This window comes from Streptomyces sp. NPDC047453, from assembly GCF_040643155.1.
Taxonomy (GTDB): Bacteria; Actinomycetota; Actinomycetes; order Streptomycetales; family Streptomycetaceae; genus Streptomyces.
Genome location: NZ_JBEYTS010000075.1, coordinates 15,475 through 32,674, shown reverse-complemented (window position 1 = coordinate 32,674; position 17,200 = coordinate 15,475). Strand labels below are relative to the sequence as shown.

Here is a 17,200-nt window from a genome sequence, read left to right as displayed (position 1 = left end):
ACCCCGGGAAGGTGTTCCGCGTCCGCGATCTGCACGAGCACCTCGGCCTGCCCACCGACGAGCCCTCGATCAACGTCACCCGCTCCCGCCTGGGATGACTCGTCCGCCAGGGACTCCTCACCCAACCGGGACGCGGCCGCTATCAGAAACGGACTTAACGCCCTCTGAAGACGCGGGTAGCCTTAGCGCTTCGCCAGCGCAAGTCCGTGGTGGAGCCCACGGTCAGCGAGGGATCAGCGAGCCCTCTTCCGTGACCGTCAGACGCGCCTGGTTGCCCTCCGGCGGGCAGTCGCGGCCGTTGGGATAGGTGGGCTGCGGGGTCATGCTGATCTGTCGGTTGAGCACGGTGGCGCCGCGCTTGTTCTTGAATACCAGCGTGACGTGTATCGGCTTGCTTGGCAGGTCGGTTATGACTGCGAAGCCAGGCATGGAGGGCTCGCGGGTTTGGGGGGTCCGGCCTGCCGGGCTTTCTTCGGCGGTAGCGGATTCCGTGGTCATCACGGGGTTCCCTGGGGTTGCCGGTTCTTCCAGCGAGGTCTCCTGTAGCTGCAGCGTGCGCTTCCGGCATGTGCCGTCCCAGCAGGCTGTGAGGGTTGCGTCGGCCACCCTGTTCGCCAGTTCCGGGGAAACCTCGACCCGGATCCCGACGAGCGCGCCTATCAAGGTGCAGGAATGGGTGTCTCCCGCGTAAACCCCGCACGCGGTCAGCAGCGCAAGAGCCGCCAGGGGTACTGCTAATCCGATGTTGTGTCGCACGCTGGCTCCTCGGCAACCATCTGCGTTTTGATCATCGCCACTCATGCTCGCACGGCAACTTCACCATGTCGCTCGGCTTGAACCGTCGAGTGCCATCCCCAGTTTGTTGCTGAACCATGGCCGCGGGAACGGGGCCCTTTGGCGGGCCGCAGCGAAGTGGAAGCCATAGCCCCGCGTGGCCGGGACGTGAGCCCGGCTCGGCCGCAGCCCGCGCGTCGCCCGCCGAGGCTGGGTACGTAACCGTGTACCTACCTGGGCACGTTTGGGCGTACGCCAACACCACCGGCCTCAACCACACTGCCGGCCTTGCGGCGTTGGGCTGAGTCAAGGCGTCTGCGTGATGGGCGGGGTGGGAGTGAAGGCCCGGTCGTCGCGTAGGAGGGCCCACAGCACACTGGTGCGGCGTCGTGGTTGGGGCCGTCACGGATGATGCTGGTCTGCGCGGAGAGGTAGAAGACTCTGCGTAGGCGGCGGCTGTAGCGCTTGGGGCGGTGCAGGTTGCCGGTGCGGCGGCCGGAATCGCGTGGGACAGGGACCAGTCCGGCGGCTCAGGCGAGGTGGCCGGCGTTGGCGTACGCGGTCATGTCGCCCGCGGCGACGACGAACTCGGCTCCGAGGATGGGGCCCATTCCGGGCAGGGACTCGATGATCTCGGCCTGTGGGTGGGTGTGGAAGGTGTCGTGGATCTGCCGGTCGATGCGCTTGAGCCGGTCGTCCAGGGCCAGGATTTGAGTAGCCCGGTCGGGGACGATCTGTGCAGCGGTGTCCTCGCCGGGCAGTGCGGTCTGCTGGGCCTGGGCCGCTTCCACGGCCGTGGCGGCCACGCTGTCCGCGTCACGGACACCTCGATTGACCAGCCAGGCCGTCAGGCGGGCCAAGCCACGTCGGCGGAAAGTGATCGGTGTCTGGTAGCCGGTCAGCAGCACCAGTGCCGCCCTTGCGGGCCGAGTAGTCGAAGGCCCGCTCCAGGGCGGGGAACATGCCGGTGAGCACGTCGCGAAGCCGGTTGACCGTCCGCACCCGGTCGGTGACCAGGTCGGTGCGGTGGGCGGTCAGTAATGCGAGATCGGCGGCTAGCTGCGCGGGCACGTCGAGGCGACCCGTTCCGCGCATTTCAATCAGCGGCCAGGGCGCCCCGGAGAGCCGGACGGCCGCTCCAGCCGAGCCACGGTCGGCAAGCTGCTTTGAAGCCACATCCGGCCCTCCCGGGCCACCGAACAACTTACGGAGCTGCTTGGCGCGAGTGATCACGGCCCCTTACGCTGGCCCGCGGATCGGGCAGGCTTGTGGACCTGCCCAAGGCGTTTTTCGAAAACGCTCGGTAGCAATGGTGGAGTGCTCGGGGCTGGTCCAGAATTCTCGGATGGTCATGCTTCCTGGAACACCAGGTCCGAGACCCAGGCCGGCGGATACATCCTGATCATCGCCAAGGCGAAGCCGGGGATCACCTGCTACCTGCCCGCCGCGCTTCCGACCGTGGCGTTCGGATCCGAAGCACCCAGGCGGGTCCCGCGGAGCAGACCGCCGGCAAGCAGATCAAGCTGAGCGGGAGCACCACCGCCTATGCCGGGGTGAACCCGAAGACCACCAAGGAAAACGGTGGCAAGGAACTGGACTTCATCATCGTCGGCGTCGGTGACGACGACCCCAACCCGGTTTCCCTGCCGGTCGGTCGGCACCATCACTGTCGAAGCCCCGATCGTCACCAACTGGCACACCGCCCCGGCGGACGCCGTTCCCTTCAGCTGAACCCGCAGCGCCCAACACCGTCTCGCACAGCCCGTACGACGGCCTGTATGACCTCCGATGCCGCTTCTTGACGATCTTCGGTTCGCAAGAACCGTCCCGATCACGGGGCACGGCTATCTCCACCGGTCCCACCTCGGTCAGCACCGTCTTGGAGCGTTTGCCGTTGCGGGAGTTGCCGCCGTCCTTGCCCGCCGGATCATGCTTGTCATAGCCGAGGTGGTCGGTGATCTCGCTCTCCCCCACGGCCGGTGCCGGACCGGCTGTGCCTGCAGGGCTGCACGTGATGCACCATCACATCGCCTGACAACTACTGCCCCTGGAGCTGGGGTTCGGCTCGGGCCAGACCTGCTGGCGGCGGCTGAAGCGGTGGCCGCCACGGCCGTGCGAGCCATCGTTTGGGCCCCGGTCACGGAAACGCCGTGACCGGGGCCCCAGGATCAGCTACCGCGGAAGGTGCCGACCGCCGCTAGTTCCGGTACCGGAACACGATCCGGCCGCGCGTCAGGTCGTACGGCGGGAGCTCGACCAGCACCCGGTCTTCCAGCATGATCTTGATGTAGTTCTTGCGGATCTTCCCGCTGATGTGCGCGAGCACCTGGTGGCCGTTCTCGAGCTCCACGGTGAACATGGCGCTGCGCAGGCACTCGACGACCTTGCCCTCGACTTCGATGACGTTCTTGTTCTTCGTCATCGCACCAGCTCCAGGTTGCTGCCCATCGGCCGGGCGCCGATGCCCTCGAACAGCGCCGAGGCTGCTTGGTTGGACTCTTGGACTTCGGCCCAGGCCGCGGCGAACCCGGAACGGTGCAGGGTCCCCAGCGCGTGGGCCAGCAGCGCCCGCGCGATGCCGCGGCGCTGCTCGCCGGCCCGGACCGCGACCAGCCCGATGCGTGGCCGGTTCACCGTCACCACCCGGATCAGACCCAGGTAGCGGTCCGGCGCCGCGACCACCGCGTACTTCGACGGGTCGACGATGGTGTCGCCGTCGGGGAGGGGAATTACCTCCGCGGGCATCGACTGCCACCCGACGGTCGCCTCGACTTCGTCACGGATCGCGCGGTCCACCGCCCGCAACAGACTCTCGTCCGCCTGACCGGCGGGCACGATCGTCACGCCCGAAGGCGGCAGAACTGCTTCGAGCCCTGTGACCTGCGGGTCGGTCGGTACGACGTACTCCCACTCGCGGCGCCGAATCGTGAAACCGGCCCGCCGCCAGCCGGCCGTCAGCTCGACGTCGGCTTCGTCGACCACCGTGTACAGCGGCGCCGGCAGTTCCGCCACCATCGCCTCGGCGAGCCGGTCGAAGGTGGCGTCGTGCCAGGCGTCGATGCTGACGAACAAGCGTCCGTCGGGCCGGTGCTCCGCATGCCCGCGGCCGACCACCAGGTCGTCATCCAGTGCATGCCATTGCCTGTCCGCGACGCGCGTGATCACCACCGCGTTCTCGCTCAGGCCAGATGTGAAAGGCTTCGTGTTCATCGGAGTCTCCTTCCAGGAGTGCCTCGATCTCAGGCGCTCCTGGCGACACCGAACGTCAGCCGCCGGACCGTGACGGACTGAGGGAGCACCCAGGGGTAACTGTGTTCACGGGGCTCACCTCCATACGACGACTTCACGGTCCACCAGGACCGTAGCAGCGGGGCGCCGCCTCGCTCAAACCCTTTCCGGTCGAGTCCGCCCAGGCCCGCCGGCGTGCGGTCACCGCACCCCACCTCGTCGCCCTCGTCCGTGCTGGAGCCCGCTCGCCCCTCCCCGCGCGCTGAGCGGGTGACCCAGGCGCCTCGCCGTCGTTGGATACGACATCGCGTGTATGAACATCCGATCCCCACGGATACGCGAGCGAGCCCGGACCGATTGCGGGGCGTGACCGCGATCTCGCCGAGTCGCTGGTCGCCAGGGAGCCTTGCGAGTTGCTGACCATAGATGTGCTGGAAGTCGGTGACGCGTCACTGGTCGACGGGCCGTCAGAAGTCGTACGGCTTCTTGGTGCTCCAGTTCAGCACGTCGGCCTCGTTCCAGCTGAACTGCGGCTTCTGGCCCTTGGTGTCGACGGAGTAGAAGGGGCCGTTGTGACCGTCCGCGCCGCGCAGCGCGATGGCGAATGAGTACGCCGTGTGGTTCTTCGAGCCGTAGTCGAAGAGGTTCACCGCGCTGTATGCCTTGCCTCCGGGCCGGAGCGTGATGTGCTTGTCGCCGCCCGGGTCGTCCTTCTTCGAGTGCGGCAGTGCGGCGCCGTCGACGTCCTCGCCGAGCTTCACGGCCGGGTACGAGGTGACCCAGCATGGCTTGGTGCCCTCGTTCGACGCAGTGACCAGCAGGTGGTCGCCCTGCTGACCGGCGAACCGGTGCACCGCGGTGACCAGCATCTCGTCTCCGCGGCACTGCTGGGCGCCGGCCGTTGTGCCCTTGCTCGCGGCCTCGTCCGTCCCGCCCAAGGCGGTCGCCGAGCGCGCCCTCTCCTTGGTGTCACCATCGCTGTTGGCCTGCTCCGCGTTGCCCTTGCCGTCCCCGTTGGACGCGGGCCGGCTCTGCGCGGTACCAGCGGCGTGGTCGCCGCCCGCCGCCTTCGAGCCGTCGTCGGCGCCGCCGCAGGCGGTCAGGCCCAGCGCCAGCGCGGCGGTGACGGCGGTCAGGGTGGCGGAACGGGCGGTACGGCGGGCACGGTGCGTGGTCATGATGAAAGCTCCCCCATGGTCTGTCAGGACACGGCTTCTCCCCCTGCTCCCGCAGGGCGACCGACCGCATCGGCTGTTTCGCTGCACCCCATGAGATGACGCCGGGGCAGGCGTAGTTCACTCGGGTCTGTCCGCATTCGGTAACAAGGCAACTGGGCGCAGGCACACTGATGTTCACGCCGTGCCCGTCAGCGGTGCAGCGCCTCCGGCTGCTGCGGCGCAGGGGAGGCCACCAGGCGCTCCCGCCCCGTCCACGGAACGGTTCGCCAGCGGTCCACCGCGTACGCGACACCCGCGACGCCGGCTTGGGATGGTGGTGCAGATCTGCACGGTCCGCTACATCGGCCGGTTCCTGGGTGATGACCCGCTGGTTGCTTCAACCCGGGCCAGAGCCTGTTTGTGGTCACGTCTTGGTACTCCAGCAGTTCGGCTGCTGGAGTACCAAGACTTTCGCATCCGGCGACTACTTGAGCGCTACTGCGTCACCGGCCGACACGCTCCGGGCCGTCGTCGTCGTGCCAGGGAAGTACCAGCGCCAACTCCCCGCCGCTGTCACGGTCACCTTGGTGCTGAGCAGCCCGGAGCTGCCCGTCTTCACAGTTTTGACTGTGCTGTAGTGCGCGGCGCCGGCCTTGCGGTACTGGAGCTTCACGACCTGCCCGGCGAACCCCTGGTACTTCAGGGTCTCCCAGTTCGCCCGCGACAGTTTGCCGGTGATCGTGAGCTTCGCACCCTTGACGACCGGCTCGGGGGCCGCGTCCGTCGTCAGCAGCGAGGCGCGCTTCACCTTGTACTGGGCAATATCATTGGAAATCCAGTAGTCGCCGTCGTTGGCCTTGACAGTGGCGTTCACCGTCCAGAGGCCGGCGACCTTGTTGGAGTCGATATCGTCACTGTCCCGGATCCAAGCCGGGTCCACCGTCATGGTTGCCGTGCACACCGACGTGGTCGAGGTCTTCTTCCGGCACGTCGTGCCCGTCCAGCTGAAGAAGCCGTAAAGGTTCGAGCGGTTGAAGGTGCTGACGTGGGTGAGCCCCTTCACCCCTGAGTTGTCCTTGACGGTGATGGCGATCGGGAACGTCACCTTCTTCGCCGTGCCGATCTTGACGTCGGCCCCGCCGTTGACGACGGTCGACACCACCCGGACATCCCCCCGTCCCTCCGCGTGGGCTCCCGTCGTCGCCAGCAGCACCAGGGCGACTGCCCCTCCCGCCGCCATCCAGCAGGTTCTTCGCCCGGAGCGTGTTGTGCCTTTCATAGTCCTCCCCTTGTGAACCGATCACGAAGTCGATCAGTTCACAGAGGTTACACACGAGGTCCGCCCCTACGCGTTCGCTTTGTCGTGACGTTGTGCGTCACCGCTCCGCCCCTGGCCGACACCCGACAAGTAGGCACGCGCTCCGCAGTCGGTAGCCCCTCACGAGCGCTTCACCGCGCTGACTCGGCGGTTGTGACCGTCCATGCGGAACTTCGCCGCGGTGTGATCCGCAGAGGCGGCGGATGTTTTGCCAGCCAGGCCATCGACCGCAACGCTTCCCAGGGCGGCTGCGGTCATCACCAGAGCGAGGGGGACTTTCTTGATGCCGGCGCGCCCATCGGGCAGGAGGCGGGTGGCGATGGTGAGTTCGCCGGTGATGACGCCGACCTCGTCGGTCATCGCGCCGCCGGGCCCGGCTTTTCTGGCTGCTGCGAAGCGTCTGGAACTCCTCGGCAGACAGCACCAGGGGCGTAGCCGAATCCCCGGCCAGAACGGCGATCTCACCGCTGCCCATTTTCGCCATCAGCGGCACGTAAGCGTGCCTGAACAGCTCGGCGGCCAGGAGTTCATACGTGGGCCCCGTGAAGTTCTTGGCGCGCAGAGCCTCGACTCGCTCGACCTGGTTGCGGATCTCGGTCCGGAGCGTGGCTCTGTTCATGAGAACGGGTTCTGGCTCAAGTTCTGTGGCCCATCCACCTTCGTGACTGTTGATCCTCGTTCGCATCAAGATGATCAAGCGCCTCGACACGGCGCTCGCCGCGGCGCAGGGCGGGTCCGCGGTCCGGCAGGCGTGAAGCGGCACCTCCCGGCAGGGCGGCGGTTCCCCTTGCTCCGGACCGAAGTGTCGGTGCGGAGCAAGGGGAGAGCCGGACTGCCGGGAGGTGCCGCGGGCCGTCCGCTCCGTCAGACGCGGGGGCCGTCGGAAGGCAGCGTGACGCGCTTCGGGATGGCGTCGTAGACGCCCGTGTCGAGAGAGTTCACCGAGCCGTCCGCGACGGCGTCGACCAGGCCGCCGAGCCCGGTCTCGACCATCTTGGTGAGCATGCCGTTGCGCTTCATGCCGTCGTACTGGGTCTGCGACGACGTCTCGAAGAGAACCGCCGCAGATCCGCGCAACTGGTAGGAACCGAGCGCGGTGCCCGGCAGGTTGGTGGACTGGGGGTAGAGGGTCAGCTTGCCGTAGGAGGACTTGCCCCGCTTCTGGAGCGCCTGGTAGACGGCGACGTTGGCCCGCTTGGAGGCGTCCATGTCGAACTTGGGCCAGCTGCCGAACTCGGCCGGGTCGTCGATGAACTTGGCCGAGATGGACAGCGGCGACATGCTCTCCATGTCATCGGTGGCGTAGCAGGACCACTGGTTGTGCAGGTCGACGAAGTAGTCGACGGTGCCGAACTCCTGCTCCAGCGAACGGTAGACATCGCGGGAGGTCCGCGCCTCGGGAGTGATGTACCAGCCGGTGTCGGCGCTGTCGCCCGGGAAGTCCTCGGCGGCGGGAACGTAGTCCAGGTTCGGGTGGAAGTCACGGTTGATGTCGAAACCGCCGACCCGGGAGTTGTAGTTCCACGCGGGAGACGCACCCGCCAGCTGCGGGAAGTCGGCGACGACCTCGTCCCAGGTCATGTCGTTCTGCCGCTGATCGAGCTCGCCTCCGTCGACGTTCAGCCGGGGGATGACCACCACGGTGACGTTCTCCCGCAGCTTCTTGGCCGCCGGAGTGTTGGAGCCCCACTGCTTGAGCAGCTCCAGGGCCGCCTCGGTGCCGTGCATCTCATTGCCGTGGATCTGCGTCTGCACGTACACGACCTTGTCGCCCTCGCCGACGCGCGCGGTGTGGATGGCGCGGCCCTGGTTGGAGTACCCGGCCACCTCCACATCGACGATGCCGCCGGTGCTGGTCTCCAGCTGCTGGAGAGCGGTGGTCAGTTGCGCGTAGTCGACGAAGCCTTTGTTGCCGGATCCGGAGGCCTCGGTGCCGCAGTGGGACACCGGCGGGATCGCGCCGGCGGTGGGGTTGCCGGTGGCGTTGGCGGCAACGGTGGAGAGACCGGCGATCAGGGCGGTGCTCGCCAGTGTGGCGACCCATCTCCGAGCGGACATTCACTGCTCCTCAGGTGTCGTAAGGCACTTCCGAGGGGGGGTGTGCGCCACTCTAGGCGCTCAAGAGACATCTGTGAACGGGGCCTTACTCCTGTCGCATACGCACCTGGCCCGGCGGGCGGCCGTCCTGCCTGTAACGGCCATGCACTTCGCGACATTTTCCCGCCAAAATGCTCTCATCTGCAGCAACTCTGCTCAGACGCAAAGGCATTGACGGGTTTTCACCAAGATCATAGGCTCGCCCGCCGGCAGACGCCGCTCGCGACACCAGGGAGAAACACATGCGTAAGTCCAGTTTCACCAGATCCGCCCGTGCTACTACCGCCGCCCTCTCCGGCGCACTCCTGCTGGCCGGTGCCCTGTTCACCGGCACCGCCGCTGCGGTCGGGGAAGGCCCCGACTACCGGGGCAACGAGACGATCAACACCTCTATCCTGTCCACCTACGACGACGTGGCCCGCTTCCTGAAGACCCAGGACGCCAAGCAGGACGCCATGGAGCTCGAGGTGATCGGGCAGACCGTCAAGGGCCGCGACATCCACCTGGTCAAATACGTCAGCAACCCGGACAACCCGACGATCCTGTACCTGGCCCAGCAGCACGGCAACGAGCAGCTGACCACCGAGGCCATGCTGCACACCATCAAGTCCCTCGGCTCGCCGTCCAAGGCCTCGCTGCTCAAGAAGGTGAACATCCTCTTCATCCCGATGTTCAACGCCGACGGCGCAATGGGCGACGTGAACTTCCCCCTCGACGGCTACCTCGCCAAAGGCGAACGCCACCTGACCCGCTACAACGCCAACGAGGTCGACCTCAACCGCGACCACGTGGCCAAGGAGCAGCCCGAGACGAAGGCCCTGCACGAGAACGTGCTGCGCGCCTACGACGTGGACTACGCGATCGACCTGCACCACCAGGGCACCCAGTCCCGCGTGAACGGGGATCTGGTGTCTGGTTCGATCCTGTACCCGACGACCCCGGACGTCTCGCCCGAATTGGTCGAGAAGTCCAAGCGGCTCGGCTCCGTGGTGTACCACAACGTCGACCGCACCGGCTGGGGCCACATCGGCCGGTACGACGGGGGCTCGGCCAACACCATCGGCCGTAACGGCATGGCGGCCGAGTACGGCATCGCCACGCTGCTGTTCGAGATGCGCGGGATGAGCGACCACGAGTACGCACCGTATGTACTCGGCCAGAAGTCCAACGGCTACCTGATCCGGCAGTCGGTGGTCACCATGGAGGCCACTATCCAGGCGGTCGCCGACGGCTCGATCGACCAGGCGGACACCTCCTTCTGGGACACTCTCCCTCAGCAGTGCAACACCTGCTGATGACGGCACCACCGCGGTGAACCCCCGGGTCACCGCCCCTCTGAGGGCAGTGACCCGGGGGTTCCGCTGCCCGGCAGGCCCTCAGGAACCATCCTGGTCGGTGAGTTGTCAGCGTGTCACACCCCGTCCTACCGGACCGGCACCCCGACCGGGACCCAAAGCCCGATTTTGATCACAACTGCAGACAGCGCCCAGGTCGGCTGGATCCGTCAGTGTGCGGCAGGCCAGCCCGCGGCCCGCAACTCGGCCAGCACCGCCTCCACTCGGCCTGCTCCAGCCGCCACGCGGCCCGCCGCACCCGCGCCAGCGCCCGCCGCTCCCTACGAAACTTCCCCAGCCAGTCACCCCTCACCAGCCGCAGCTTGCCAGGTTCGACACGGCGACACAGGAGTGTTCAGTGAACTGAACACCTAACCGCTACCCACCGCGCCGATACTCCCCGAGGGCCAGTGTCATCGGTTCGTCGAATGGGCGTCGGTGATCGGCTTTCAGGGATTCACTGAAGTTCCATAAGTTCTCGGGTCGTTGGGAGACCGCCCTTGTGAGGCGGTTCGGATCCCAGCCCTGAGGAGCGCTGCATGCCATTTCCCGAACGTTCCGTCAGCCGTCGATCGATCCTCGCAGCCGGCGTCACTGGACGTCCTGAGCACCGGGGCGAAGCCGTCCCGAGCGCGCATCGACGCCGCCGTCACGGCCGCGCGATCCCACGACACCACGGTGGTGCTCACCAACCGCGCGGCCGGCGATCCCGGGCAGCAGCGGCTGGTCGAGGCGCTGCTGGCGTCCGGTGCGCGGGGCTCGCGGTGGCCATGCGCGATCCGTACGACGTGATGTGTTTTCCCCAGGCTCCCGCCTACCCTCACCACCTATGCGTTCAACGACGTGGCGATGCGCTCCCTCGCCGGGGTGCTGACCGGAGCGATCCAGCCCGCCGCACGTCTGCCCGTGACCATCCCGCCCACCCGGGAACACCCCTGTTCCCGGTCGGTTCCGGCCACACCAGCACCTGACCTGGAGAAGTCATGAAGCTCAATTTCCGACGTCCCGTCCGCAGCAGCCATACCGCCGCTGCCGTGCTCGCCGCCACCGCCGTGCTCGCCGTTGCGTCGCCGGCGACGGCCGCGGACCCCGGCATTCCCGGGTCGCAGGCCCCGGCGGTGCCGCTGCGGGTGGCGACCTACAACATCCACGCCGGGGCCGGCGAGGACGAGGTCTTCGACCTCGATCGCACCGCGGAGGCGATCCGTGGCCTGAACGCCGACGTGGTCGGCCTCCAGGAGGTCGACGTGCACTGGGGCGCCCGTAGCAATTTCGTCGACGAGGCCCACGCGCTGGCCGAGAAGCTCGACATGAACGTGTTCTTCGCACCGATCTACGACATGGACCCGGCCACCCAGGGCGGGGAAAGGCGGCAGTTCGGCGTCGCCGTGCTGAGCCGCTACCCGGTGCTCGAGGCCGAGAACCACGACATCACCCGGCTCTCCACCCAGACGCCCAACCCAGTACCGGCCCCGGCGCCCGGCTTCGCCGAGGTGACGGTCAACGTCAAGGGCTCGCACGTGCACGTCTACGACACGCACCTGGACTACCGGGCCAACCCGTCGGTCCGCAAGGCCCAGGTGGCGGACATGCTCAATGTGATGGCCGCCGACTCCGGACCGAAGGTCCTGGTGGGCGACTTCAACGCCGGGGCCAAGGCCCCTGAACTGGCGCCGCTCTGGCAGCAACTGCGGGACGCCAACCCGAACGGCGGCGCAACGTACCCGGCGATCAACCCGGTCAATCGCATCGACTTTGTGACCGTCTCCCCCGACATCACCGTGGTCGGTGCCCAGGAGGTCGCGACGGAGGCGTCGGACCACCGCCCCGTGGTCACGGACCTGGAACTCCACCAGCGCGGTCGCTGAACCGCTTGAGGCTGGGCGACGCCCGACAGGGAGCCCGCCGCAGCCCCGTGCACGCTTCCTCCTGCCCGGCGAACCGGGCAGGAGGAAGCGTCGGGCAACGTCAGCGCGACCCGTTCCGGCTGTGCCCGGAAGGTGTCGCTTGGCGGCCTCCGGATTTGTTGTTCAACTTGGTGAGGGGTCAGGCGAGGCGAGGAGCCGGCTGCTTCGCCACCGGCCTGCCCGGAGCTGCCGGGCCTTGCGAAGTCCTTCGCCGGGCACCCCCACTCCGGGCCTCGGGTTTTCCCCAGTACGGAGGGGAAGAGGGCCATACGATCGGCTGACCTGTTTCCCGGATGGTCTGGCAGGAATCGAAACAACGAGGCTGGATGCGCACGGATCCACCGAGCAAAACGGAACCCTATGTGTACAGCTTCAAGCCACTGCGCCGCCGGACCGCCCGCACCGCTGCCGTCAGCGCTCTCGCAGCTGCGGCCTGCGCCACTGTCATGGCCGGCAGCGCCCGAGCCATCGTCAACGGGTCGGACTCCACCGAGCGCTACCCGTTCATGGCGACCATCCCCGAGTCGGCCCCCAAGCTCGGTCTGAACGACGGGACCTGCGGGGCGTCGCTGATCGATCAGCAGTGGATATCGATCAGCAGTGGATACTGACGGCGGCCCACTGCGTGAAGGGTGACGGCCTCGAGCTGGACGGCATCGTGCGCGTCGGCAGCCACCACCGCAAGTCCGGGGGGACCGTCCGGAAGACCGACCAGATCTTCGTCCACCCCGGCTATGTGAACGGCGGCGGCAAGGCCGCCAACAAGAACGACCTCGCGCTGATACGCCTGGACCGCCCGGTCGCTCAGCACCCCATCAAGATTGCCAAGCAGGCAGGGCGACCCGGCACGCCGACCCGGCTCCTGGACTTCGGCACCACCGTCAACACCGAGCTCAAGTTCCCGGACCGGTTGCAGGAGCTGAACACCCGCAGGGGCGCTGAGTCCGAGTGCGCGCCGGGCTACGCGGGCCGGACCCGGCTGTGCACCATCACCACCGTGCCCAAGGCCATGGCGTGCTTCGGGGACTCCGGCGGGCCGCAGATCCGGAAGGGCCGGAACGGCCGCTGGCCTCGGAGGGTCCTGGCCTCTACACCAACGCGCCCGCCTACGCGGGCTGGATCAACAAGACCATGAAGACCAACCGCGCCCTGAAGACCAACAACGCCCTGTCGACCGCGGCCATGCGCTCCGACCTCGCCGAGACCGGTACGAACGACAACACCGCGGCAATCGCCGGTATGGCCGCCGCGCTGGTCGTCGCCGGTGGCGGGTACCGTCGTCGCAGTACGCCGCCGCAAGACCCGCCGCGCCTCCTAAGCGAAACCGCCGCAGCCCAGAAGCGGCCCCCGGGCCAGGGGGCCGCTGCCCGTTGCCGCGTCCTGCCCACCCTCATCCACCCTGTTCAAGCCGGCGAGGTGGATATCGCCCGGACGCCGACGACCGCCGGCTGACAGACCCGGGCCCCGCGCGGACGGGGTGAGCACGGCTGGCGCCCTTGCGGCATCTGGTGCGCCCGCTCGCCGGGCAGGCGTCGTACGGGCACGGCGTCCGGACGGGCTTGCACGCCGACTGTTCTGATCGAAATCTGCGTAGTGGTGACCGGCAGGAGCGCGGCGGCCTTTGAGTGGACGCGGCCGGCGGTGCACGCCGGCAGCGCGAGCGTCGTACGGCGCCGAGCGGGTCCGCGGGGCGCGTGCCCGGCGCAATTCGGCGGCCCGGCCCGGGGGTTCGACCGCCGCACGGCGCCGCGCTCCCGGAGCCGAGGGAGGGCGGGTCCACGGACGTCGTGGAACAGGCCCGGCGCCGGGCACGAGCGGCCGTCTCGGCGGCGTGTGGCCCGACTGCTGGACGGGGCGGGTTGTCAGAAAATAATTGACCGCCCCTCAGCCTTCGGAGGCCGCCATGTGCCCCCGCAGCTACCCATCCGAGTTCCGACGTTACGTGCTTGATCTTGCCGAGTCCGGCCGGAGGGCTGCCGAGTCGCTCAGATCCTTGGGACCAGCGACCAGACGCTCTACGGGCTGTCGCCGTCAGCGCCGCATCGACGCCGTGCAGCTCTCCGGCACCACCAGCACCGATCATGCCGAATCACCGCTACCCGCGAGCGCATCGCCGAGCTGGAAACCGAACTGGCCATCTACCGCCGGACCGCCGTACCGGACCAGCCTTCAAGCAGTCCATGCCCAGGAGTGTGGCCAGCACAACTCCGACCAATAAGGCAAATCATGCCATCATCGGCATCGTGCAATATTCAACATTCGCTCGGTGGCATGCCGCGGCCGACTGGGCACCGCGACTGCTGCGGACCCTGCGGACAATGCGTCCCCGGCGGGCAGCCAGCGCGTCGGTGCAGTGGGCCAAGGCGCTGATCGCGGCGCTGTTGTCCTGGGAGGTCGCCTCGCGGTGCATCCCCGGGCAGCAGCAGTACCTGGCCGTGGCCACCGCGCTGCTCATGGTCAACGCCCCTACCGTCTACCGGTCGGTGACTCAGGCCGCCCGCAGTCTGGCCACCCGCGTGGCCGGACTGTCGCTGGCCGTGGCCGTCGTGTGGCTCTTCGGCTCCAGCGCGGGAAGTACTCTGGCGGTCCTCGCGATCGCGTTGGTCGCCGCCGGCCGTCAGAGCTCCGACAGCCGGCTGCAGGTCGCCTCCACCGCAGTACTCACCCTGGCCGCGGCCACCGCCGCCCCGGTGGGCCAGGTGGCCGCGCTGGCCCTGGAAGCGCTGGTCGGTGCGGCGGTGGGAACCGCGGTGAACGCGCTCATCCTGCCGCCGCTGCACCTGGGCGCCTCCCACGCCTCGGTGCGAGGTCTGGCCACGGCCATGGGCTCACTCCTGGACGACATGGGCCGCGGACTGCGGGAACGGAAACACACCGACCGCGCGCACACGTGGCTGGAGCAGGGCCGACGCCTGGAGGAACTGGTGGTGCAGGTACAAGAGGACGTGCACCGCGGCGAGGAGAGCCTGCGCTGGAACACGCGGTGCGCGGTGCACGGCGGACGGGAGCCGTCGACCCACTGCGAGGCGCTGCGCGCCCTGCACCGGGTGTCGTTCCAGGTCCGCGGCATCGCCCGGACCCTGGCCGACAACGTCGCGGACCGGCACTCCGACCACCGCCTGGGCCACCTCTTCACCGACCGGTACGCGGCGACCCTGGAGGCAGCGGGGCAGGCGGTCGAATCGTTCGCCGCTCCCGGGCAGGCCGCCGACTCCGGCGGAGTCGAGACCCGCGAGCGGCTGCGCAAAGCCATTGGCGAAGCCACGGCCTGGCACGAGACGATGACCGGCCTGATCGAACGCGGCGCACTCGCCGAACCGGGAGCCTGGCACGTCTACGGATCACTGATGACCGACGTCGAGCGCCTCCTCGCCGACCTGGACCACGCCGACCGGTCGACCGCGGCCGTCCCGAGCCTCCCGGCCGAGGATGGCCTCCGCGGCCCGCACAAGCGGATCCCCGCACCGGCGACGGCTGCCCGCGCCGGCCTCCGCCCCGTCCAGCATCGACCGTGGTGGCAACGCGGGCTCCTGGCACGAAGAAGCACAGACGGTCGCAGTTCCGGATGAGTGGGAAGAGGCCGTCGGCCGCGACGTGTCTGAGGCCGGGCTTCGGTCGCCGCAGTGCGGAGCCCAGCGCAGACTGGGACCTGAGGCCTCTCCACGACCGGCTCAGGAGCGCAGGGAGACGGCGGATGAGAGACAATCGCACACATCCGGTCGGCCAGAGGCGTTGGCCGTCCTTTCTGCCTGCCGCAGTCATCGTGGCCGCGATCGTCCTCGGTCTGTTCACCCGAGGGGTCAACACCTTCCCCCTCCTGGCGGCCGCGCCGATGCTGGCCGCACCCGTGCTCTCCCTGCAGGGCACGATCGCCACCGGGGTGGTGGGGATCGTCATCGGGGAACTCGAGGTGGCCGCCAGAAGCGGGGGCGCTTTCCTCACCCATCCCGTCCAGCTCGTCACCGTCGTCGCCCTGACGGCCCTGGCCGCCGTCCTCAACCGGCTGATGGCCCGCTACCGGCAGCAGCTCAAGGACACCCGCGAAGTCGCCGAAGCCGTCCAGCTCGCCGTGCTCCCCACGCCCCCAGACCGCATCGGGCCGCTGGCCGTGGCCGTCCGGTACGAGGCCGCCATGCGGGAGGCCGCCATCGGCGGCGACCTGTACGCCATCCACGCCACCCCCCACGGTGTCCGGCTGATGATCGCCGATGTGCGAGGCAAGGGGATGGGGGCGGTGAGGACCGTCAACGGACTGCTGGGCAGCTTCCACGAAGCTGCGACCCGGGTGCCCGACCTGCCCGACGTGGTCGGCCGCCTGGAGGAACGCATGCAGGAGCTGAACGCCGAAAGTGCGGAGGGAGCGGAGTCCTTCGCCACCGCGGCCGTCATCGAGATCACCGGCGACGGCTCCGTCCTGTACCTGTCCAACCTGGGGCACTGCGCGCCGCTCCTCGTCCATCAGGGCCGGGCGCGCCCACTGGATCCGGCCGATCCGACGCTGCCGCTGGGCTTGGGCGACCTGGGCCGCATACGGGTGCCGGTGGAGCAGCACCCCCTGCCTCCCGGCGCAACCCTGGTGCTGTTCACCGACGGCGTGCTGGAGGCCCGCGACCGCCACGGCGTCTTCTACGACCCCGTGCCACACCTGTCCCGCCCCCTCCCGTCGGATCCGGCCGCGATCCTGGACACCCTCCTCGCCGACCTGGCCCGGCACACCGGCGGACGCCTGGACGACGACGCCGCGCTCCTGGCCGTCACCCATCGGCGGGATGCGTGCGACGATGCCGCCGCCCAGTCCACCAACCGGACATCCGAGGGCGGCTGACCCCGGCAGCCGGTGGGTTCACCGGGTGGGTTCGCAGCCTTTCGAGTGGTCCCCCGTGTGCAGCTGGGCCAGGATCTCGTGCAGGGATTCCAACTGCGCCTGCGACAGCCGGTCGGCGAACGTCCGCTCCACCACCTCGGCGTTGGTGCGGGCCGCGCTGCGGATCAGCTTCCGGCCGGCCCCGGTCAGCCGAATCGTCGCACCGCGCGCGTCGTCCGCCACCGGGGAGCGGCTGACGAGTCCGCGGTCGACGAGCCTGTCGCACAGGCGGCTGACCGCGCTCTGTGTCAGGACCACCCGCTTTTTCAGCTCCCGCAGTCGTATCCCGCCGAGCGGGATGTTCACGAGAGTGTCGAACTCGCTGACGGAGAGGCGGTGGCGTTCCGCGAGTTCCTTCTCGATCTCGCCGAGTACGTCATGCTGCACCTGCAGGAACGTACGCCACACCGTGACCTTGAACGCCCTGGTGCCGGTCGCGGGCCTGGTCCGCGACATCGCGGGCCTCCTCCGGTCGGCGCGGATGATTGTGCATACATCATCTTCGCAGGCCACTGACAGGT

Annotated in this window: 14 protein-coding genes and 4 pseudogenes; 8 read left to right on the top strand and 10 right to left on the bottom strand. The window is 68.5% G+C overall.

The features are described 5' to 3' along the window. Positions 1 to 222: 222 nt before the first annotated feature. Positions 223 to 756, bottom strand: coding sequence for a hypothetical protein (locus ABZ818_RS35830; RefSeq protein WP_361424304.1), 534 nt, complete (start codon positions 754 to 756; stop codon positions 223 to 225). Between the two features lie 324 nt (positions 757 to 1,080). Beyond that, positions 1,081 to 1,842 (bottom strand): annotated as a pseudogene (locus ABZ818_RS35825) (transposase); the annotation flags it as partial. 288 nt (positions 1,843 to 2,130) lie between these two features. On the opposite strand from ABZ818_RS35825, the pseudogene ABZ818_RS35820 reads away from it, so the two are divergent. Continuing rightward, positions 2,131 to 2,505, top strand: a pseudogene (locus ABZ818_RS35820) (DUF4232 domain-containing protein); the annotation flags it as partial. A 51-nt stretch (positions 2,506 to 2,556) separates the two neighbouring features. Here the strand turns inward: ABZ818_RS35820 and ABZ818_RS35815 are convergent. The 7 genes and pseudogenes from ABZ818_RS35815 to ABZ818_RS35785 form a co-directional block, all read right to left on the bottom strand. Beyond that, positions 2,557 to 2,739, bottom strand: a pseudogene (locus tag ABZ818_RS35815) (transposase); the annotation flags it as partial. A 232-nt stretch (positions 2,740 to 2,971) separates the two neighbouring features. Next, positions 2,972 to 3,196, bottom strand: coding sequence for a translation initiation factor IF-1 (gene infA / locus ABZ818_RS35810; RefSeq protein ID WP_010981942.1), 225 nt, complete (start codon positions 3,194 to 3,196; stop codon positions 2,972 to 2,974). Beyond that, positions 3,193 to 3,984, bottom strand: coding sequence for a GNAT family N-acetyltransferase (locus ABZ818_RS35805; protein ID WP_361424300.1), 792 nt, complete (start codon positions 3,982 to 3,984; stop codon positions 3,193 to 3,195). Before ABZ818_RS35805 ends, infA begins: the two co-directional genes overlap by 4 nt. Positions 3,985 to 4,469: 485 nt before the next feature. After that, positions 4,470 to 5,180, bottom strand: coding sequence for a DUF4232 domain-containing protein (locus tag ABZ818_RS35800; protein WP_361424297.1), 711 nt, complete (start codon positions 5,178 to 5,180; stop codon positions 4,470 to 4,472). 463 nt (positions 5,181 to 5,643) lie between these two features. Next, positions 5,644 to 6,399: a hypothetical protein gene (locus ABZ818_RS35795; protein ID WP_361424294.1), complete on the bottom strand. Its 756-nt coding sequence runs from the start codon at positions 6,397 to 6,399 to the stop codon at positions 5,644 to 5,646. A 198-nt stretch (positions 6,400 to 6,597) separates the two neighbouring features. Next, positions 6,598 to 6,837 carry a hypothetical protein gene (locus tag ABZ818_RS35790; protein WP_361424291.1) on the bottom strand — a complete coding sequence of 80 codons (240 nt, stop codon included), beginning with the start codon at positions 6,835 to 6,837 and terminating at the stop codon, positions 6,598 to 6,600. A gap of 504 nt (positions 6,838 to 7,341) precedes the next feature. Then, complete coding sequence (locus ABZ818_RS35785; RefSeq protein ID WP_361424288.1) at positions 7,342 to 8,535, bottom strand: M14 family zinc carboxypeptidase; 1,194 nt, start codon at positions 8,533 to 8,535, stop codon at positions 7,342 to 7,344. Between the two features lie 281 nt (positions 8,536 to 8,816). On the opposite strand from ABZ818_RS35785, the gene ABZ818_RS35780 reads away from it, so the two are divergent. From ABZ818_RS35780 to ABZ818_RS35750, 7 genes and pseudogenes are all read left to right on the top strand, one after another. Beyond that, entirely contained in the window at positions 8,817 to 9,869 is a 1,053-nt protein-coding gene (locus ABZ818_RS35780; protein ID WP_361424285.1) for a M14 family zinc carboxypeptidase, read from the top strand. 1,022 nt (positions 9,870 to 10,891) lie between these two features. Further along, positions 10,892 to 11,776 (top strand): endonuclease/exonuclease/phosphatase family protein, encoded by an 885-nt coding sequence (locus ABZ818_RS35775; protein ID WP_361424282.1) that lies wholly within the window; start codon positions 10,892 to 10,894, stop codon positions 11,774 to 11,776. Between the two features lie 401 nt (positions 11,777 to 12,177). After that, entirely contained in the window at positions 12,178 to 12,426 is a 249-nt protein-coding gene (locus tag ABZ818_RS35770; protein ID WP_361424279.1) for a hypothetical protein, read from the top strand. Continuing rightward, positions 12,399 to 12,950, top strand: coding sequence for a trypsin-like serine protease (locus ABZ818_RS35765; RefSeq protein WP_361424276.1), 552 nt, complete (start codon positions 12,399 to 12,401; stop codon positions 12,948 to 12,950). Before ABZ818_RS35770 ends, ABZ818_RS35765 begins: the two co-directional genes overlap by 28 nt. A gap of 11 nt (positions 12,951 to 12,961) precedes the next feature. Further along, a pseudogene (locus ABZ818_RS35760) lies at positions 12,962 to 13,084 on the top strand (LAETG motif-containing sortase-dependent surface protein); the annotation flags it as partial. 1,049 nt (positions 13,085 to 14,133) lie between these two features. Beyond that, a complete protein-coding gene (locus ABZ818_RS35755; RefSeq protein WP_361424273.1) occupies positions 14,134 to 15,384 on the top strand; it encodes a hypothetical protein in 1,251 nt (416 codons plus the stop codon). A gap of 194 nt (positions 15,385 to 15,578) precedes the next feature. Then, on the top strand, positions 15,579 to 16,640 hold the full coding sequence (locus tag ABZ818_RS35750) for a PP2C family protein-serine/threonine phosphatase (protein ID WP_361424270.1): 1,062 nt from the start codon (positions 15,579 to 15,581) through the stop codon (positions 16,638 to 16,640). An 18-nt stretch (positions 16,641 to 16,658) separates the two neighbouring features. Here the strand turns inward: ABZ818_RS35750 and ABZ818_RS35745 are convergent, their stop codons facing one another. Beyond that, on the bottom strand, positions 16,659 to 17,135 hold the full coding sequence (locus ABZ818_RS35745) for a MarR family winged helix-turn-helix transcriptional regulator (RefSeq protein ID WP_361424267.1): 477 nt from the start codon (positions 17,133 to 17,135) through the stop codon (positions 16,659 to 16,661). Positions 17,136 to 17,200 lie beyond the last annotated feature (65 nt).